General features: G+C 68.9%; 15 protein-coding genes and 2 pseudogenes. 7 read left to right on the top strand and 10 right to left on the bottom strand.

What is annotated here, in order from left to right; all coding sequences use genetic code 11:
• Positions 1 to 223: 223 nt before the first annotated feature.
• The 4 genes from AMK33_RS42350 to AMK33_RS39625 all read right to left on the bottom strand — a co-directional run bounded on the left by AMK33_RS42350 (position 224) and on the right by AMK33_RS39625 (position 3235).
• On the bottom strand, positions 224 to 409 hold the full coding sequence (locus tag AMK33_RS42350) for a hypothetical protein (RefSeq protein WP_143203921.1): 186 nt from the start codon (positions 407 to 409) through the stop codon (positions 224 to 226).
• A gap of 269 nt (positions 410 to 678) precedes the next feature.
• Entirely contained in the window at positions 679 to 1383 is a 705-nt protein-coding gene (locus tag AMK33_RS39640; protein ID WP_073938087.1) for an amidohydrolase family protein, read from the bottom strand.
• A gap of 24 nt (positions 1384 to 1407) precedes the next feature.
• Entirely contained in the window at positions 1408 to 1998 is a 591-nt protein-coding gene (locus AMK33_RS39635; protein ID WP_073938093.1) for a hypothetical protein, read from the bottom strand.
• Between the two features lie 433 nt (positions 1999 to 2431).
• Complete coding sequence (locus tag AMK33_RS39625; RefSeq protein WP_073938086.1) at positions 2432 to 3235, bottom strand: DUF3626 domain-containing protein; 804 nt, start codon at positions 3233 to 3235, stop codon at positions 2432 to 2434.
• A gap of 255 nt (positions 3236 to 3490) precedes the next feature.
• On the opposite strand from AMK33_RS39625, the pseudogene AMK33_RS39620 reads away from it, so the two are divergent.
• The 6 genes and pseudogenes from AMK33_RS39620 (at position 3491) to AMK33_RS39595 (ending at position 11423) form a co-directional block, all read left to right on the top strand.
• Positions 3491 to 4212 (top strand): annotated as a pseudogene (locus AMK33_RS39620) (IS6 family transposase).
• A 54-nt stretch (positions 4213 to 4266) separates the two neighbouring features.
• On the top strand, positions 4267 to 4611 hold the full coding sequence (locus tag AMK33_RS39615; protein ID WP_073938085.1) for an Ig-like domain-containing protein: 345 nt from the start codon (positions 4267 to 4269) through the stop codon (positions 4609 to 4611).
• 809 nt (positions 4612 to 5420) lie between these two features.
• Complete coding sequence (locus AMK33_RS39610; protein WP_327380512.1) at positions 5421 to 6695, top strand: MFS transporter; 1275 nt, start codon at positions 5421 to 5423, stop codon at positions 6693 to 6695.
• The gene (locus AMK33_RS39605; protein ID WP_073938083.1) at positions 6692 to 8521 is read left to right on the top strand and encodes a S9 family peptidase; all 1830 of its coding nucleotides are present in this window, start codon (positions 6692 to 6694) and stop codon (positions 8519 to 8521) included. The genes AMK33_RS39610 and AMK33_RS39605 overlap by 4 nt, the downstream gene beginning before the upstream one ends.
• Before the next feature lie 308 nt (positions 8522 to 8829).
• Complete coding sequence (locus AMK33_RS39600) at positions 8830 to 10731, top strand: RiPP maturation radical SAM C-methyltransferase (RefSeq protein WP_073938082.1); 1902 nt, start codon at positions 8830 to 8832, stop codon at positions 10729 to 10731.
• A 32-nt stretch (positions 10732 to 10763) separates the two neighbouring features.
• Positions 10764 to 11423, top strand: coding sequence for a DUF5825 family protein (locus tag AMK33_RS39595; RefSeq protein WP_073938081.1), 660 nt, complete (start codon positions 10764 to 10766; stop codon positions 11421 to 11423).
• A gap of 443 nt (positions 11424 to 11866) precedes the next feature.
• On the opposite strand, the pseudogene AMK33_RS39590 reads toward AMK33_RS39595, so the two are convergent.
• From AMK33_RS39590 to AMK33_RS42045, 3 genes and pseudogenes are all read right to left on the bottom strand, one after another.
• A pseudogene (locus AMK33_RS39590) lies at positions 11867 to 12238 on the bottom strand (transposase); the annotation flags it as partial.
• A 22-nt stretch (positions 12239 to 12260) separates the two neighbouring features.
• Positions 12261 to 13499 (bottom strand): IS110 family transposase, encoded by a 1239-nt coding sequence (locus AMK33_RS39585; protein ID WP_073938080.1) that lies wholly within the window; start codon positions 13497 to 13499, stop codon positions 12261 to 12263.
• 452 nt (positions 13500 to 13951) lie between these two features.
• Positions 13952 to 14709 (bottom strand): IS5 family transposase gene (locus tag AMK33_RS42045; protein WP_201263173.1). Its coding sequence is split into 2 segments (ribosomal slippage): positions 13952 to 14361 and positions 14361 to 14709, totalling 759 coding nucleotides; the frame shifts between segments, so codons are not numbered across the junction.
• A gap of 431 nt (positions 14710 to 15140) precedes the next feature.
• On the opposite strand from AMK33_RS42045, the gene AMK33_RS39570 reads away from it, so the two are divergent.
• Entirely contained in the window at positions 15141 to 15374 is a 234-nt protein-coding gene (locus tag AMK33_RS39570; RefSeq protein ID WP_235618356.1) for a hypothetical protein, read from the top strand.
• A gap of 216 nt (positions 15375 to 15590) precedes the next feature.
• On the opposite strand, the gene AMK33_RS39565 is transcribed toward AMK33_RS39570, so the two are convergent.
• The 3 genes from AMK33_RS39565 to AMK33_RS39555 form a co-directional block, all read right to left on the bottom strand.
• Complete coding sequence (locus AMK33_RS39565) at positions 15591 to 16562, bottom strand: oxidoreductase (RefSeq protein ID WP_201263172.1); 972 nt, start codon at positions 16560 to 16562, stop codon at positions 15591 to 15593.
• Positions 16563 to 16677: 115 nt separating this feature from the next.
• Positions 16678 to 17349: a transposase family protein gene (locus tag AMK33_RS39560; protein WP_235618355.1), complete on the bottom strand. Its 672-nt coding sequence runs from the start codon at positions 17347 to 17349 to the stop codon at positions 16678 to 16680.
• Between the two features lie 254 nt (positions 17350 to 17603).
• On the bottom strand, positions 17604 to 18461 hold the full coding sequence (locus AMK33_RS39555) for a MerR family transcriptional regulator (RefSeq protein WP_073938077.1): 858 nt from the start codon (positions 18459 to 18461) through the stop codon (positions 17604 to 17606).
• Between the last annotated feature and the right edge of the window lie 285 nt (positions 18462 to 18746).

Below are 18746 nucleotides of genomic sequence, written 5' to 3'. Positions count from 1 at the left end.
GAATGCTCTCGCACCGCGATCAGAATCCTGCCGTCGGGCATGTGGCCCCCTTCCAGCGGCCCGGTGCCGCTCCGGCCAGTGTCCGAGCCGGCTCACGGCGGGCACCGGCACCGGGAACGGCAAACCACCGGAACGACGGAGACGTACGGTCACCGCATTGACCGGCGGTCACGTCGGCCCCTGCCGCAGGCAACTGACGCTCGGAGGAGCAGTAGCTCACGTGCTATGAGGTGATCTCCATTGGCGTTGTGCGGCGACCGGGGCCGCCAGGCTGGGGTGCGTCGCCGGTGTGATGGTCGATCTCTCCGGCCGGTGTCAGGACGCGGATGTTGTCGGTGGTGGTGACCGTGACCGTCAGCCCGCCGGACTGCGCAGTTTGCTCTGTACCCGTCACTGATTCCTCGGCCATGTGGGTGATGCTTGCACACCCCCGAATCCTCGTCCGCAACGGCATGCTCCGCATGCACCATGCCCTCAAAGCGAACCCGGACGACCGGCCAGACCCTTCAGCGACTCGTACGCACTGCGCTGTTCGCCCTGGTGCGTGGAGCGGCGACAGCGACTGGTACAGCCTTGTTCGCCGCGTATACCTGGTGGCTGAGTAGCCGCTGACGGCGGGCAGTGGTCCGCCGCGTCCAGTATCAGTCGACCCTGCAACGTCCGGCTCTGCACTGAGCTTCATCTGGTGGCCGGCCGAGCCGCGCAGACGACCGGAGCACGGTCTTTCAGTCCGAGCAGGTCGAAGTAGTTCTGCCCAAGCGCGATGCCGCGGAACGCCTCGTCACCGAGGTCTTTGTTGATGCGGCTCGTCACCTCCAGCTCCTCCTTGTAGACGATGTAGTTCTTGTTGGCCGACGCCACGAAGTCCGTGCCCGGAATGGCCCGGGACGGGTAGGCGCCGAGGAACCTTGCGTACAGTCTGCGCACCTCCGGTTTGGTGAAGTACTGGTCGTGAAGGACCCGCCAGCTGAGGTCGAGCGTCAGGTTCGGGTGCTCGTCGAGGAGGCGCTTGGTGATGGCGATGTGAGAGTGCGGGTCCATCGTCGCGAGCTCCTTCGACAGGCCCATATGCGCCCACACGATCTTGTTGCGCGGGTAGCGGTCAAGCACACGCTCCAGTAGATGCAGGTACTTCGTGGGCTGCTGGTCGTTGCCCAGATCCGAGTGGAGGGTGAGGGGGATGTTCCGTTCCTCCAGCACCGTCATGAAGTGCGCCCACTGGTTGATGTCCTCGGGCGTGGCTGGCTCATGGTGGTTGTGGAACAGGGCCGCCTTGACCACGTTGAGTTCGCCGCCCCAGCGGAACTGCCCCGGGAACTCCTCGTCGTACATGGCCAGGTCCGCCGGGATGGTCTCCGGGTGCGCCACGTCGAAGGACGTCATTGAGGCGATGCATGACGTTGCTGGTCAGCGCCAGCCCGGATTGTCGTTCGGCAGGAAGGTTCCGAACAGCGACTCATAGGCGTCGTCCTCCCCTTCGTCGCCGAGCAGCACATGGTCGGGCTCGGTTCTCGCAACCGCTTCTCTGAGCTTTGAGACAAGTTCTGCTGTGGACGTCAAGTCGAGAGACAAGGCGTCGGCCAGACGGGCGCGGTGCTCATCAATGTCGGGCTCGTACTTCGCAAGGTCTCGTTCGAGGTGCCCTGCCGCAATCTGCATGGCCTCCACATCGCCCCCACCCGAGAACTTCAGGCAGTCGTGCCAGCAGGGAAGACCAATGATGATCTCCAAGGCCGCTGTCAGGTCGTCAGCTATCAGGCCGGCCTGCCCCTCGGAGCTGGCATACACCACGGGCTGTCGGCCGCCGGGTTCGCCGCACAGGAAGTACGTTCCACCAGCAGCATCACCAGCGAAACCCTTCAGCGGAGCGCCCGAGGACAGGTGGATGTCCTCCCCGTGATCACCGCGCGAGATGTCGAAGTCGTAGGCGCCTTCAAGGAGGTTGGAAACATCCGGATTGCTCCGGATCAGGTCGAGTACATGATCGGCTGAAGTCACGGCGGGGACGATAACAAGAGGGGCTGACAGCAGACCGCCCCGGAAGCGAAACGGGCACCTCGCCATGAACGGAGTGCGAGCGTCGGTCCCTTACTCAGAGGCTGGACCTTAGTTCAGAGAAGCCTGCGTCTGGTACCCGATGTTCCGCGTCGACCCGCCGCGGCGCCGACGTCTGCAAGAGATCATCCGCAACCTCGGAGACCGTATCGAGGAGGCCCGCGCCAACGGCTGGCTCGGCGAGGTCCAAGGACTCCAGATCAGCCTTGAAGCCGTCCGCAGCAAACTCTCGTCACTCGACCGGCTGGCCCGAACGCGCAACCGCGCCCCGGTCACCCTGGGGATGCCGATCATTCCGGGAGGAGTCGATGAGACTCACCTTTGGTCGTCGGTACTTCGACAGGTCCTCCAAGCCCTGTCGAAGATCAGGCCGAGTTCATCCTTCTGCTGCTTTCGCGGAGCAACAGGTTGTGGTCGGGCCAGAAACTGCACTGGCAACCGGGGGCGGGGCACCAAAGCGCGCCAAGCAGTGCCAGACCTTCTTGAGCGCCTGCGAGTCGTAAGGGTCTGTGCGGGCGGCCCTGCCGATCGCCCAGGGGTCCAGACATCCGTCGGCCGCGATCCTGGCGCCCAGGTCGACGTATTCCTGGCCCCGGTAGTCAGGGTGTCGCCGTAAATGCTCCACGGTCAGTCGGAAGCCCGGATGCCACTCGATCGGGCACGGAAGGAGGTGGGCCGCCTCCTCCACGTCCGTGTCTCGGTAGCTGGGGTCCAAGACCAATGCCTCAACGTCCCGGTCGAATCTGACGGATCCGTGGAGGTGAGCCTCAATGTGTCCGTCCAGGGCGTCCAGCCCGTCAGCCTCGGCCATGCCGATGAGGGCGAAACGGGACGCCACAGCGAAGACCGAGGGGTGCGTCGAGCTGTCTGGATAGCAGAAGGTCGCGCGTTCGAGGGTGTCAGTGGTGAGCCGGAAATGAGAGGAGCCGAATCGAGGTGCCCCGCCGACCGGCGAGTTCCGATAGTTGAGCGCCCCGTAGACAGGGCGCTCGTGAGGTGCGGCGTGATCGTAGGCGCCGCCGAAGATGCGGCTCTCCCAGTGCCACCGATCTCCGCCCGGGTACGCAGTCAGGCCGCCGTTGCTGGTGCCGGTCACAAACTGTGAGTAGTAGACGCCGTCCTCCGCCATCCGAAGAAGAAGGAGCCGATTGCCCACCATGCGGTCGGGGTGAAAGTTCATGGTGAGCTTCGGCCCGGGGGCGAGAGGGGCTCCGGACGACCGAGCTGCCACGTGCCGCAAGGCTGAGTGGTGAGGTGACCAGGAAGTGTCAGCAACCATCCACGCAGTGTGTACGAGCGTCAACGCTCGTCACACGCGAATTTTCGGCCCGTGCCTCCCCTCCCGTAGCCCGGGAAAGACTCTCCTGCGGGTGCTGTCACGTTGGCTGAGCGGGTGGGCTGATCTCCGGATTGACCATGCTGGAGGGGGCCGTCCGTGGGGGACGCGTCGCCGTCGTACAAGGGGCACCGGTACCCGGTCGAGGTGATCTCCCACTGTGTGTGGCTGTACTTCCGCTTCCCGTTGTCCTACCGCGAGGTCGAGGAACTGATGCTCGAGCGCGGCGTGATCGTCTCGTACGAGACCGTGCGACGGTGGTGTCGGAAGTTCGGGCAGGCCTACGCGAACGGGCTTTGCCGCAGGCGTCCCCGGCCCGGCGGCACATGGCATCTCGACGAAGTCTTCATCAAGACCAACGGTGAGCAGAAGTATCTGTGGCGGGCTGTGGACCGGGACGGCAACGTCCTCGACGTCCTCGTGCAGAACCGCCGCGACAAGGCCGCGGCCAGACGGTTCCTCCGCAGGCTGATGACGAAGACCCGGGCAGTGCCGAGGGTGATCGTCACCGACAGGCTCCGCTCCTACAGCGCCGCCCACCGCGAGGTCATGCCTTGCGTCCAGCATCGCTCGCACAAGGGACTGAACAACCGGGCAGAGAACAGCCACCAGCCGACGAGGCAACGTGAACGGGTCATGAAGGGCTCTTCCGCTCCGTGGGCGGGGCGCAGAGGTTCCTGTCCGTGTTCAGTGGCATCGCACCCCACTTCCGGCCTCGTCGCCACCTGATGCCCGCACCTCACTACCGAGCCGAAATGACCGTCCGCTTCACCATCTGGGAGCAGACCACCGGCGTCACGGACCGACCTGCCACGGCCTGAGCACCGGCCCCACCACACCTCGACACACCGTCAGACACCCACACACCCAACAACGTGACAACGCCCTTCGGGCCGGTCCGGATCGGTGACGACGGCGACCTCCAGTACACCGTCGAACCGGCGCTCGCCTCCGTCACCGTCCACGGTCCCAAGGACCCCATCGGCCGGAGCGACCGCCTCACGCTGACCGCGTCCGGCGACCAGATTGAGGGCGACAACATTGCCCCGCTCACCATCCCGATCGCGGACCCCGCGTCCCACATGTGGTCCTCCAGCGACCCGAAGGTCGCCTCCGTCGATCCCTCCACCGGCGCCCTCACCGCCCTTCGCTCCGGCACCGTCATCGTCTCGGTGACCTCCGGCGGCGTCACGGGCAGCGCCCAGGTCGTCGTACGGTGATCTGACATCCGGGGCGTCCGGCGGCAGTGCCGGGCGCCCCGCGATCCTCCGGTCCGACCAGTGGGCGGGAGGGCGGTCCTGCTCGGGGGACAGGGGGCTGGGCTGTTCCCCTGCGTCCGCTGACCGGAGCGGCATCGGTCGGCTCCGACGCTCACCCAGCTCGTCCTGACCGAGATCGGCGAACCGGACGACGCCGAGCGGCCTGGGCGATCAACGAGCCCGCCTCGTCCTGCGTCCCGGGCGACCTTCTCTGCCGCCTTCACCCGTAACTCATCGCGGCACTGCTGCCGTTCGACGGTCAGCCCGCCCTTCGACCGCCCGCGCTCCGCGCTGCCGCACCGTGGCCGGAGATGAGGGCCCGCCGTGCGCGGTCAGGACCCGGCGGGCAACCGGAAGGGGACTGCGGTACTCCACGGGGCGGGCGGATCCGAGTCCGCCGCGGCCCCCGCGCCCGGCGGCGGCCCCGGTGCCGCGGCGGCGGAGGAGCGTCCGGCCAGGCAGGATCACCCTCCGGACGGAGGACGCGGCGACGGGCCGCGTCCTCCGCCCGACACCGAGGGCCGCGGCGCGCGTTGCGCGTTTCCCGCCGTTCCGGAATCGACGGCCGTGCGAGGTGGCGTGGCACCAACGCGGACCGTTCGCCGTGCCGGGGCGAGCCATTTCTTGATCGAAAATGCCATTTCAGGGACGGTATTGTGCGCCGTGAACCCCTTCGCTACGATCGCACCCTCACCGGCCGTAAGTCCGCTCATTGCAGGGGGCGATGTGGGTGCGTCAGCGTCAGAATTACTCCCCGAGCGGGATGACTGATGGGCGATGCCGAACGGAATTCAATGCCTTCCGGCCCTGAATTAGCGGAAGGCGAGCGATTATCAAAAGGCTCGCCTTCTTCTCCTTTCCGAAGACGGGATTACTCCCTCTTCTGGGTGGCGGGCGCCGTCGACGGTCTCGGGACCTGTGCGTCCGCCCTCTTCCTTCCGCTGATCCTCCTGGGCGCCGGGTACTCGTCCGGGCTCGCCGGCCTCGTCGCCTCGGTGGCACTGGTCAGCGGGCTCGTCGTCTCGCCGGTCGCGGGCGTGTTCGCCGACCGGCTGCCGCGCAAGCCGATGATGTACACGGCGGCCCTGGTCGCCGCGGGCGCTATGGGCTCGGTGTTCGTGACCGTGGCACTCGGCCATGTCGTCCTCCTCCACGTACTCGTCGCGGCCGTCGTCGAGCAGGCGGCCAGCGCCACCTACGGGGCGGCCGCCTCCGGTACGATCCGGCGGCTCGTGCCCCCCGAGGAGTACCCCCGGGCGATCGGGTACCTCCAGGCACGGGACCAGGCGGTCCAGATCGTCGGCCCGACGCTGGGCGGGGTCCTCTACCAGGCGGCGCGGTGGGTACCGCTGCTCGCGGACGCCGTATCGTTCCTGCTGGTGGCCGTGTTGAGCAGGGCGATCCGCGCGGACCTGACGCCCGTACGGGAGACAACCGCCCCGTCCTTCGCCCGTGAGCTGGCCGACGGCCTGTGCTTCGTGTGGGCGCACCCCTTCCTGCGCTTCGTGGTCGTGTGGACGGCCGGGGTCAACGCCCTGCTGGGAGCGCTGTACTTCCACGCCGTCTTCGCCTCGCACGCCGAGGGCGCCAGCCCCTCCTCGATCGGTCTCATCCTCACCCTCGCGGGCGTCGGCGGGCTGCTGGGCGCGCTCGCCGCGCCCTGGCTGGTGCGGCGGGTGGCGGCTCCCCGGATCGTCACGGGCGCCTCGTGGGTCATGGTGCCGACGGCAGCCGGGCTCGCGTACGCCTCCCAGACCTGGGTCTACGGGCTGCTGCTGAGCGGGGTGTCGCTGATCGTGCCGTCGGTGGCGGTCGTGCTCCAGACCCGGGCGGTGCTGGTGACCCCCGACGGTCTGCTGGCCCGGATGGGCACGGTGCTGGGTACCGCCGGCCAGGGCGTCGCCGCGCTCGCCCCGGTGCTGGCCGGGGTCCTGGTGGCCGCGTACGGCGGCCGCACGGTCGCGTGGGGCTGCGCCGGGGCCTTCGCCGCGCTGGCCCTGTACGCGACGGCCAGGTCCGCTCTCGTCGTCCGGGAGGTGCCGTGACGGCGTTCTCCCCGCGGACGGTCACGCGCGGCTACGGCGTCTACCGACCGGTGCTGCCGGTGACCAGTCCCCGCAACCCGGACCGGATGGTGTACACGGGGGACGCCGACGGCCGGTGCGAGATCTTCACCTGGGACCGGTCCAGCGGCGGCGGACGGCAGTTGACCGACCGTCCCCACGGCACGCTGCTGTGCGCCATCGACGGCGACGAGGCCGTGTGGTGGTTCGACGAGGACCGCGGCGGCAGCGGCGGCTGGCGCACCCAGGACTTCGACGGCGGCCCGGACCGCCCGGCGCTGCTCGACGTGCCCTGCGGGCGGCACGCCGGGCTGGCGCTGACGGAACGGGGCACGGTGGCCGTCGGCATCCGCGGGAGCGAGGGATTCAGCGTGCACCTGGGGCGGCGCGGCGGCCGGGGCACACCCGTCCTGCGCACGACGGACTCCGCCACCCTGTGCGATCTGGCGCCGGACGGCGGCCTGCTGGCGGTGACCGGCCCCGCGCACTCGGCCCGCGCCGTGACGCTGCTGACCCCGGACGGGAGCACCGCCGCGGTGCTCTCCGGCACCCGGGAACGCACCTGGGCGCTCGGCTTCGCGCCCGCGCCCACCCCGCCCCCGGGCCCCCGGGGCACGTCCGGCCATACGCTGCTGCTGGTCATGCGCGAGCGGGCCGGCCGCTACCACCTCGGTGTCTGGAGCCCCGGCGCCGGACTGGAACTGCTGCCCTGGTGCTCCTTCGACACCGAGACGACCGCCCGCTGGTACCCCGGCCCGGGCAGCGCGAGGGTCCTGCTGCGACAGGACCGGCACGGCCGCAGCAGGTTGTTCACCGCGGACCTGGAACGCGGCGAGCTGACCCCCGTGCCCACCCCCGAGGGAAGCATCCTGGCCGCGTCACCCACCGCCGGCGGCGACGTGCACTACATCTGGACCGACGCGGTGACCGTGCCCCGCGCGATGTCCCTGTCGGGTGCGCCGCTGCCCGGGCAGAGCCAGTGGCGCGTCCCCCGCTTCGGCCACCGCCGGGACCTGTGGACACCGGGACCCGACGGCCCCGTGCACACCTTCGTCACCACACCCGCGGACCGCCCCGGACCCTACCCGCTGGTCCTCCTCGTCCACGGCGGCCCGGCCGACCACGACCGCGACGCCTACGACCCCATGGTGCAGACCCTGGTCGGCTCGGGCCTCGCCGTGGCCCGCGTCAACTACCGGGGCTCGACCGGCTACGGGCCGCGCTGGCGCTCCGCGTACTCCGAGGGCGTCGGCCACACCCAGGTCGCCGACCTGGTGCGGGTCCGGGCCGACCTGCTGGAACGAGGCATCGGCCGCCCGGGCTCCGTGGGCCTGTGCGGCACGTCGTGGGGCGGCTATCTGACCCTGCTGGCGATGGGGACCCGCCCCGGCCTGTGGGATGTCGGGGTGGCCGTCAAACCACTCGCCGACTGCGCCACCGCCTTCCGGCACTCCACGCCCGCCCTCCAGGCGCTGGACACCTCGCTGTTCGGCGGCACTCCCGACGAGGTGCCGGGCGCCTACGCCCACGCCTCCCCGTCCTCGTACGCCGCCGCCATCCGCTCCCCGCTGCTGGTCGTCGCCGCGCGCCGGGACGCCAAGTGTCCGCCGGAGCAGATCGAGGCGTACCTGGCCGTGCTGCGTGCGGGTGGTGTCCCGCACGAGGTGATGTGGCTGGACTCGGGCCACGACGGCTACGACGGAGCCGACCACCTGGCCGTCATACGACGGTCCCTCGCGTTTCTCGGCGGCGGGCTGCCTTCCGGGCCCGATCAGGCCGAGCCGCCACCACTCCCGGAGAGGAGGTGAACACCATGCAGAAGGACATCATCCACGGCGACCCGCTCGACGGTGACGAGGAGAGCCGCAAGCCGGGCGTTGGCGTCGTCGTCTACTTCCGTTCCGCGGAGGAGATGGAGGACGAGGACCAGTAGCGCCGAGGGGCTGGTCCCGCCACCGTGCGCGGCCGGCCCCGTCCGGAGGACACCGGCCGGACTCCCCGGCCGGTGCCCCGTCACGGAGGTCGTCAGGCGCCCCGCCCGGCGCCTGACGACTTCCCGGCCGACGCCCGGCCGACCCGTCATGCCGTGCACTGATCACATGAGAAGAGGCGAGCCGTGCGCGTACTCCTGGTGAACATGCCCTGGGCCCCGATCGATCTCCCGTCGCTGGCTCTCGGAATTCTCAAGCGCAGCGTCGACGAGCGCGTACCAAACAGCACAGCGGACGTTCTGCACGCGAACATCGAATACGTGGACTGGATCACCAGGAACACGGAATTCACTTTGGAGGACTACTCCTATTACGCACTCGGATCGTATTTCCTGGGCTGCGGCGACTGGGTCTTCTCCTCCGCTCTCTACGACGATCCCGAATGGCGCGTCGCCGAGTTCACCGCGGCGATGGCCAACCGGGTGCCCGGGGCCCGGATGGAGATGACACAGGCCCTGCACGTCACCGCACCCGACTTCGTCCGGCACATAGCGGAACGCATCGTGGAACTCGCCCCGGACGTGGTCGGGTTCACCTCGACGTTCCAGCAGAACACCGCCGCCCTGGCCGCCGCCAAATACGTCAAGCGGCTCGCCCCGCACATCGTGACGGCCATGGGCGGCGCCAACTGCGACGGCAAGCAGGGCGAGGCCGTCCACCGCAACTTCCCCTTCGTGGACCACGTGCTGCGCGGCGAGGGCGAGGTGTCGTTCCCTGCGCTGATCAGGGCCCTGAACGCGGGCGAGCCCCTGTCCGAGGTCCCCGGGCTGTGCTGGCGCGACACGGACGGCACCTCCGTGGTGAACGCCATGAGCACCAAGCCGCTGCCGCCCGCCGCGATCCTGCCGCCGGACTACTCGGGGTACTTCGAGCGGCTCGCCTCGTCCCACGCCCGGAACTGGGTCGAGCCCAAGCTGGTCGTCGAGGGGGCGCGCGGCTGCTGGTGGGGCGAGAAGCACCACTGCACCTTCTGCGGGCTGAACGGCTCGTTCATGGAGTTCCGAAGCAAGAGCCCCGACGTGTTCTACGACGAGATCATGGACCTGGCGCGCAGGCACCGGGTCCTGGACATGTACGTCGTGGACAACATCCTGGACATGGGGTACGTGAAGTCGGTGCTGCCCCGCATCATCGACAGCGGCTACGACCTGCGCATGCACATCGAGATCAAGTCCAACATGCGGCGCGGACAGCTCCAGGCCCTGGCGGACGCGGGCCTGATCTTCGTCCAGCCCGGCATCGAGAGTCTCAACAGCCGGGTGCTGACCCTGATGGACAAGGGCGTGACCGGCGGCCAGAACGTGCGGATGCTCCGTGACGCCGCCACCGTGGGCCTCTCGGTCGCCTGGAACTACCTGCACGGCTTTCCGGGCGAGGACGCCGAGGACTACGACGACGTGGTGGACCAACTGGCCGCGCTGGAACACCTGAACCCGCCCGTCGGCCCGTCCTCCCGGATCGCGATCGAGCGGTTCAGCCCGTACTTCGACAACCCCGGGCTCGGCTTCTCCGAGCTGCGCCCCGCCGAACCGTACCGGCTCACCTACGACCTCCCCGACGAGGAGATGTTCGACCTGGCGTACGTCTTCGACGTACCGCCCCGGGGGATCGGCGAGGACGTCGTCGAACGGCTCGACGCGGGCATCGCGCGCTGGAAGCGGAACTACGCCGGCAGCCGCCTCACCCACTGCGACCTGGAGGACCGGATCGTCCTGGTCAGCAGGCGCCGGGCCTTCGACTGGACCCGCCTGGAACTGACCGACCCGCGCGAACTGGCCTTGTTCCGGCTGCTCGACCAGCCGCACACGGTGAAAGCGGCCGCGCGCAAGCTGGACGCGGACCACCCCGTCGGCGAGGCCGACCTGCTCCGGGTCCTGAAGCGGTGGCGGGAGCTGGGCGTCGTGTTCGAGGACAGCGGGCAGTTCGTGCAGATCGCGCCGCCCGCCCTGAACGAGGAGTTTCTGCGGATCGACCACATGCGGCACACCGCCGCCCGCGAGGCCGAACTCGCCCCGACGACCGCCTGACGACCGCGCCACCGCCCGACCGAGGGACGACGATGACTCCTGCTCTCACCGCCACCGCCCCCTTCACCGTGACCGCCTCACGGGACTACGACCCCGAGGTGGGCCCCCTGCCCGCCATGTCCCTGGGCCGCTACGAGATCGACATGTCCGGCGGCGAGGCCGCCCGGCGGCTGTTCGCCGCCGGGGCCCGGCACGTTATCCTGCCCCGCCCCGTGGACCTGACGGATGCCGCCGACGCGGCCTGGACGGTCAGAGCGCTGAGCTTCGTGGGCGACCTGACCAGCCTGGCCGTCTCGGTCGACTGGCAGCTCCGCACCGGCTCGGACCCCGACGCCTGGCGCCACTTCTGCCACCTCCACCCGCCGACCGCCGTCCTCGGCACCGCGGACCCGGTCGCGACGGCGCTCGCCTGGCGCACCACGTACTACATCTGCAAATGCATCTTCCGGTACGGCCCCGGCTTCATCCAGGTCCGCGACCGGCGCTACGGCGAGCTGCGCCGCTTCACCATCGACGAACCGGAGTACCACGAGGCCGTGGCGGCCCTCGCCGACGGCGCGCCCGCCGACGCGATCCCGGGGCCCGTCCTGGAGGACCTTGTCTCCGAGCACCTCGTCCTGCGCTTCGGCGACCATCTGTGGTGGGCACCGTACCGGGTCCGCCGCTGGTCGGAGGCACCGCTGGTGATCTGAGCGCACGGCCGTGGTTGTGCGTCAGCAGCGTGCAGTGAGGACAGACCTGATGACAAACGGTGGACGTGACGCGCGAGATGTCCCTCTCGGCAGCCCAGTCGGCGTCGACAACGCTCGTGATCAGTGCACCGGGTGTGTGGTTCCGCTCCGGACGGGCGCGGACGCCGGACGCCCGTGAGTGCGTCCTCGCCGTCCGTGCGACGGCCCGCGCACGCAGTGGATGAGCCCGGTCGGGCAAGGGGCAAGGGGCAAGGGGCAAGGGGGGTGCCTCTATGTCTTTGGTCAAGGTGCTCGCGTGGCAGTGTGGCGGTCATGAGCGATGACGTGCCTGTTCGGGAATCGGCGGGCGAGGGCATACGTCCCTGCGACTTCTGTGGTCATCCGGTCGTGGCGGACTCGGTCGACGAGCGTGACTGTTCTGTGTGCGGCGAGGACGCTGCGGATCAGCCCGTTGTGGCTGGTCGGGGTTCGTAGAAGGTTCCGTCGCGGAGCATGGCGAACAGGACGCTGATGCGGTGGCGGGCGAGGCGGAGGAGGGCCTGGGTGTGGGTTCTGCCGCGGGCTCGGCAGCGGTCGTAGTAGGTCCGGGAGGCGGGATCGTGGAGGGCTGCGAACGCGGAGAGGAACATCGCCCGTTTCAGCTGCCGGTTGCCGCCTCTGGGGGCGTGTTCGCCGTGGATCGATGTGCCGGACTGCCGGGTCGCCGGGGCGAGTCCGGCGTAGGAGGCCAGGTGGGCGGCGGTGAGGAACGAGCTGCCGTCGCCGACGGTGGTCAGGAGGACTGCGGCGGTCCTGACGCCGATGCCGGGCATCGAGACATCCGATGCGGAAGAACTGTCAAGCGGCCTCGTCGTGTTGCGTTTCCGATGGTGCGGGGAAGGCCACGGCTTCGCTGTAGTGGACGCGGTGGGTGGGGCAGTGGTGGAGGCAGCCGAGCATGCGGTTGAAGAGGTTGCGCTGGGCGGCGGTGTGGCGGTCTCCGGCCTCGCGGCGACGGTCGTAGTGGGCTCTGGCGCCGTCTGAGTGGGCCATGGCTGCAAAGGCCCACACGTAACCGACGCCGGCCAGTCGCTGGTTCTTGACCCGGCGGGCCAGGACGGCCACGCTCTTGCCGGAGGCCCTGGTGATCGGGACCGATCCGGCGTAGGCCTTGAGGCTTTTCGCGTCGGCGAAGCGGGATCGGTCGTCTCCGATCTCGGCGAACACCCGGGCGCCGCTGAGCGCGCTGAGCCCTGGGAAGCCGGTGATGATCTCGGCGTCCGGGTGCTTTTCAAAAGACTCCATCGCGGCGTCGGCGAGGTCGTCGGCGCTGGTGCAGGCGGCGTCCAGCTGCCGAAGCAGCGCGAGGGTCTGGCGGCCCATGGCCTCTTCGACCAGAGGGAGCTGGCGCATCTGTGAGGCGCGCAGCGCCGTCTGGAGGCGCTCGGCCTCTGCGTCGACGGTGTTCTTGCGGCCGGCCTTCTTCAGCAGCGACCGCAGCTGGGCGCGGGTCAGCCGGGCGGCCTGGCCTGGGGTGGGGGCGGCCGCCAGCAAGACGCGGGCGATGGGGTGGCAGACGCCCTCGCGGCGGACGCCGACGGCGGCCAGGAAGCCGGGGAAGTACTCTCGCAGGTGCGAGCTGAGCTTGTTGGCGGCCTGGGTGCGGTCCCACACGGCGTCCTGCTGGGCGCGGGCGAGCACTGCGATGGCCTGGGCGAGCTCGGAGTCAGCGGGCAGTTCGCGGTGGGCGACGGCGTCGGTCCGCAGGATGTTCGCGAGGACCATGGCGTCGAGGTGGTCGGACTTCTTGCGTGAGACCGAATGCCGGTCGCGATAGCGGGCGGCGGCCATCGGGTTGATCGCGTAGATGGGGCGGCCGGTCGCACGAAGGCAGGCGACCAGCAGGCCGCGGGAGATCTCGATGGCCACCGGGATCGGGTTCTCCTCGGTGTCGCCGTATTCGGCGAGCAGGTCCAGGAGGATCTTGTAGCCGACGGCGTCGTCGGTGATGTGCCGTTTGGCCAGTAACCGGCCACTGTCGTCGACCAGGGCGACGTCATGCGTGCGTTCGGCCCAGTCAATACCGCAGTAGATCAAGGTCTTTCCCTCCGTTGTGCCGTTCCTGCTGGTCACGAGCTCATGCGGGCCACGCAGCGGCCTAATCCCAGGACTCAGCCCTGTGGCCGGTCCGCCACCTCAGTAGCTGTTCGCGGCACCAGCTCGCCCCGCGGGCCTCGGTCTCTTCGGGAGCTCGGTCAGCTCGGGCCCAAGGAGAGATCGCCGCGGGGCGGGCTCGCTCCACCAACACCAACGAGTGAGTCAGGTGCGGGTGTTGACACTCGACGGCGCTCGACGGCGCCGATCTTTCTCTAGGCATCAAGGCCCGGCCAGGTACAGGCGTTCGCCCAGCACCGACGAGCACCAACATCCGCGCTGTGGTGGTGGCCACGAAGACGCCGAACCGTGCTCGATCTATCAGCGAGCGTCGAGGCTTGGTCGGGCACAGGCATCAGCTCGGCGTCCACGGAGCCACCACTACTAATCCCGGATTAGGCCAGGTAGTTGCGGGGATCGCGTCCGTAGCGGGGGTTGAGTCCGCGGTAGCCGGACAGCCAGGACATGGTGCGTTCGATGACCCACCTGCGTCGGACGAGTCGCTCGCTGGACTCGACTCCCTTGCGGGCGATGCGGACGCCGATGCGCTTGCCCCAGAGCCATCGCCGCAGGTGAGGCACGTCGTATGCCTTGTCCGCATGAAGGCGTTGAGGCTTGGAATCGGTCGCGTGGGATTCGTGTCCCATGTGGAAGTGGGACAGCATCGGCTTCAGGGCCTGGCTGTCGTGGGTGTTGGCCGCGGAGACTCCGACGCGTAGGGGCAGTCCGTTCGCGTCGGACAGGACATGCATCTTGGAACCGGGCTTACCCCGATCCACGGGGCTCGGACCTGCAAGTTCGCCTCTTTTTTAGCGCGGACGTGAGCGGAGTCGAGGACAGCGCGCGACAGGTCGACGAGGTTCTGGCCGTCCAGGAGCTCGAGCACCTTCTGGTGCAGTCGTCCCCACACACCGGCCCGGGACCAGATGAGAAACCGGCGGTGCACGGTCGACTTCGACGCCCCAAAGCACGGCGGCAACGCCCGCCAGGCACAGCCACTGACCAGCACATAGATGATCGCGGCGAACACCGCCTCGTCATCGATGTTCGCAACCCCGCCGCCCTGCGGACGCACTCGCGCCGGCGGCAACAGCGGCCTGGCGATCTCCCACAGGCCATCCGGCACGATCCATCCCCACCGCCCACTCCCCATGACCAGTCCAACGACCAACTGACCATGTAGGACACGGTCTTAGAGCTCCACCACACGCCGCTTCTAGGCAGAGAGCATAGCCAGCAGCCATGACCTAGGAAGAGCATTCGCTACCACAGGATCCCACTCGACGGCGGTCGCGTCTTCGGAGGGTGCAAAAGGAATTGATGAGGCGGGTGCCGTGGGGTCGGTGATCTCGTGTGGCCTTGGTGGCGGCTGTCACGGCGGTTCGAGGATCGCGCGCCAGATCTTCCCTTGACCGCCCTCGCGATCAGCCGCGGCCAGACCATGATCAAGGGAGTCGCCTGCATGCTGCTCCCTCGATCGCCGCCCACCGAAGGGGCGGGCCCGAGCAGCTGCTCGCGTACCCGGCCGCAGATCCCGAGCCCGCCGGTCAAGAGCCGGGGGCCGGTCGCGGGGAGGCGATCGACATGACGGCGCTGCGGGCCCTGCGGGAGTCCCGCAAGGACGTGGAAGCCCTCGATCTCACCGCCGACCGGCTACGCCGCATCCAGGACGCGTTCGCCAAGGCGGCCGACAACTCCTGCGTCCGCGGGGACCGCTATAGCGGCCAGGATGACGCCGACGCGGTGCGCCCGGACGACCAGCAGGCGCCCCGTCCGCAGGCGCCCGGTCCGCACCGCGGCCGGGAAGCCGGCTGCTGAGCGCACCCGGTGGCGCGCACCCGGTGCGATGGTGCGCACCGACGATTCCCGGCTCCACTCCACCGAGTGGAGTCCACCGGCCGGAGTGAGCCTCCGTCAACTTGAAGTTGCAGGTCAAAGGGCTGGTGTGATGCTCTTCCGGGATGCTCACGCCGGTCGTGGACGGCAGTCTGTGGAGTAGATCGTTTGTCGGCGGGGTTGAGGCCCTTCAAACGATCAGACGGTCGAGGCTCTGGCAGTGCCCTTGGTTGGCTTGTCGAGGACGGCCAAGTCATGCTCGGTCAGGCGCAAGCTTCCGGCGGCGATGTTCTCTTCGAGGTGTGCTGGGTTCGTGGTGCCGGGAATGGCCAGCACGTGCGGACCGCGGTGGAGGGTCCAGGCGAGCCGTATCTGGGCCGGCGTCGCGTTGTGGGCGCGGGCGACGGAGTGGACGCGCGCGTCGTGCTCCTGGTCTGCGGCTGCCTCGCGCCGCAGACCGGAGACCGCGAAGAACGGGACGAAGGCGATGTCCTGCTCCCGGCACAGGTCCACCAGCCCGCTCTCGTCAGCGCGGCGCCAGTCCAGGCCGTAGGAATTCTGCACGCAGACCACGGGCGCGATCGTTCGGGCCTCGGCCACGTGCTCAGGCAGGACAGCGGAGAGCCCGAGGTGCCGGATCAGGCCGGCCTCGCGCAGTTCGGCGAGGGCGCCGAAGTGCTCGGCGATCGAGGCCGTGCCGGGGCCGTTGGCGCGCAGGTTCACCACGTCCAGGTGGTCTCGGCCGAGTTGGCGCAGGTTTTCCTCGACCTGGCCGCGCAGCTGGTCGGGGCGGACCATGGTGAGCCACTCGCCGGAGGGACCGCGCGCCGGGCCGACCTTGGTCACCACGACCACGTCGCCGTACCAGGACGTGAGGGCGCGGTTGATCAGCTCGTTTGCGGACCGCAGCGGTGAGAAGTAGAAAGCGGCCGTGTCGATGTGATTGACACCCTGCTCGAACGCGCGGTGCAGCAGGCCGACGGCGAGATCGCGGTCGATCGGTGTGCTGTCGGAGTTCCCCATCATGCCGTTGCCCGTCAGCCGCATCGCGCCGTAGCCGATGCGATTCACCTCCAGGTCCCCGAGCTTCCAGGTCCCTGCCGCTGCCGCCGTACTCACCTTGCTCCTTCGCCCGTTGGTTTGTCGGGTTCTGGAGTATGGGGCTGCCATGGTGCGCTGCGACAGGTCAAAGGGGTGGGCGAAACGTCACATCTCCATCGGGAACTCGACGTCGCGCAGAGCCGTTGAATTTTCCGAGAGCACGTGGGCCAGTCTGTTCCGTGAGTCAGCGGTTGACTTCGAGGTTAGTCAGGACGAGCAGAGCGCGCAGGAGGCGGGTGGCGCGGGCGGGTTCGGTGCGGAGCTTGGTGAGGATCCGCCAGTTCTTGAGGTGGGCGAAGCCGTGCTCGACCGGTGCGCGTCCGATGGCGAGGACGCGGTTGGCGTCCTTCTGGCCCGGGGTGAGTTTGTGGATGCGGCTGGCGGTGTAGCCGGTGACGATCACGGGGTCGAGGATGTCGTTGTCCAGGCCGCGGAAGCCAAGGCCCGCCAGTGCCCCGAGTCCAGCGGCGCGCAGGTGGGCCAGGATGCGGTCGCGGCGGGCGGCGGTGTTGTCATGGGTGCGGCCGGACCGGGCGGCAGATATCCAGATCAGGCGCCCGTTTTCGTCGGTCAGGGCAAGGAGGTACAGGCCGTGGCGGCGGTGCTTTCCGGAATAGTTCCGCCGGTCGGCCTTGCCGGTGCAACGCTGGGTGCGGATGAGGGTGCCGTCGATCAGGACCACCTCCCCGCCCTGCTTCGCGAGCTTCTTCAAGGCGCGATCCAGGCGCGGCGCCTGGGCGGCGAGCAGCCCGATAAGTTCGTCGCGCCAGCGGCGGACGGTGGACTCGGACACGTCATTTCCGCCGGCCATGTCGGTCAGACGCTGGTCGTAGCGCAGCACGGCCAGCACGATCACCGCGACCTTTCCCGGCGGCAGGATTTGCCACCTGGGCCGAATCGCCTATAGATGACGCATGAGCAGGTTGGCGAGGTGGTTGACGGTGCGCGTGGACAGCGGCAGACGGCACTGATAGTCAAGCGGGCAGGTGCCCTCGGCATACTCTTTGGTTTTCATCACACAATTCCAACGGCTGCCAGGGGTAACGGGGTTACTCGCGCCGCACCACTCCGGGCTGCTCCTGTCGGGCTCGCCCCGAGCGCCGCCGCCAGTCAGCAGGTCCGTGGGGTGTCGCCGTCCTGATCGGCCGAGTGAAACAGTTCGATGACACGTTCCTCGTACCGGACGCGGGCCGGGGAGAAGTCGTACGGCATCTTGCCGATGGCCTCCATCACGCTCATCCTCGCCCCGTCTTCTTCCTCGTCGGCGTGCTCGTCCCCCTGGTCCAGGAGGACGTCGAGGGCCTCGTCCAGGCCGGATCTTTCGATGGCGGCTGCCAGGGCGGTCTCGTGATCACATCGCTGGGCGGCCAGGTTTTCGATGCGGGGGTCGTCGGGAGACATGGTGTCGTCCAGGGCCGCCTCGGCCTCGGCCAGTCGGACATCCTCGGCCCGCAGCTCGGGGTGGGTGGCCAGGACGATGAACCGGTCGGCCTGGATGGCGGCGCCCAGAGGGCCGAAGATGCGCTCCGTGACCAGGAGGGTATCGAGGTCGGCGGAGCGCAGGGCTCCGGGCGGTAGATTGCGCAGGCGGCCAGTGACCAGAGGTGAGAGCAAACCCAGGGGGCTGCCCACCTTGCGGAGGCGGTGCACGGCGGCCCGCTGGGCTTCGATGGCGGCCGCCTTGGAAGCGAGGGACTCCTCCAGGCGGGCCAGGGACTGCTCGATGCCGGTGGTGCCCTTGAAGGCGGTCCGGATGTCGTCCAGGGAGATACCCGCATCGGCCATCTTGTGGATCCACAGCAGGCGGATCATGTCGTCGTATCCGTAACGGCGACGGCCGTCGCTGCCGCGTTCCGGTTCGACGAGGAGCCCGATGGCGTGGTAGTGGCGGATGGCGCGGGGTGTGGTCCCGGCGAACGCGGCGGCATCGCCGATCTTGACCCGGCGGGGAATCGCAGGAAGGGGCATGCGAGGGAACCTCTCAACGTCGTGCTCACCGCCTACTGGACCACATGCCGCTACGGCACATGCAAACCCCTCTGTCGTGGAGGCGCGCGCCTGTACTCCCGCACCATCAAAGTCGTACGGACCGCTGCACGGGTAGAGAAGATGGCTTCGTTCATCTCTAGGAACAGTGTTTGTCGATGGGTTGTGGGTTCTGGCACAGATCTTGGGGAGCCGTCCCGGAGGGTGACGGTGTCGTTCGATTCGAAGGGAGGTACACGAGCTCCAGGCCCGTCAGCGTTCACGCAT

Origin of the sequence: Streptomyces sp. CB02400, assembly GCF_001905725.1 — a bacterium.
Lineage (GTDB): Bacteria > Actinomycetota > Actinomycetes > Streptomycetales > Streptomycetaceae > Streptomyces > Streptomyces atrovirens.
This window is presented reverse-complemented; position numbering and strand designations above follow the sequence as displayed.

Coding starts and splice junctions, on each gene's coding strand:
- AMK33_RS39595 (WP_073938081.1), top strand. CDS start 10,764: ATGACTCCTGCTCTCACCGCCACCGCCCCCTTCACCGTGACCGCCTCA.
- AMK33_RS39610 (WP_327380512.1), top strand. CDS start 5,421: ATGGGCGATGCCGAACGGAATTCAATGCCTTCCGGCCCTGAATTAGCG.
- AMK33_RS39625 (WP_073938086.1), bottom strand. CDS start 3,235: ATGAACTTTCACCCCGACCGCATGGTGGGCAATCGGCTCCTTCTTCTT.
- AMK33_RS39555 (WP_073938077.1), bottom strand. CDS start 18,461: ATGCCCCTTCCTGCGATTCCCCGCCGGGTCAAGATCGGCGATGCCGCC.
- AMK33_RS39570 (WP_235618356.1), top strand. CDS start 15,141: ATGACGGCGCTGCGGGCCCTGCGGGAGTCCCGCAAGGACGTGGAAGCC.
- AMK33_RS42350 (WP_143203921.1), bottom strand. CDS start 409: ATGGCCGAGGAATCAGTGACGGGTACAGAGCAAACTGCGCAGTCCGGC.
- AMK33_RS39565 (WP_201263172.1), bottom strand. CDS start 16,562: ATGGCAGCCCCATACTCCAGAACCCGACAAACCAACGGGCGAAGGAGC.
- AMK33_RS39640 (WP_073938087.1), bottom strand. CDS start 1,383: ATGACGTCCTTCGACGTGGCGCACCCGGAGACCATCCCGGCGGACCTG.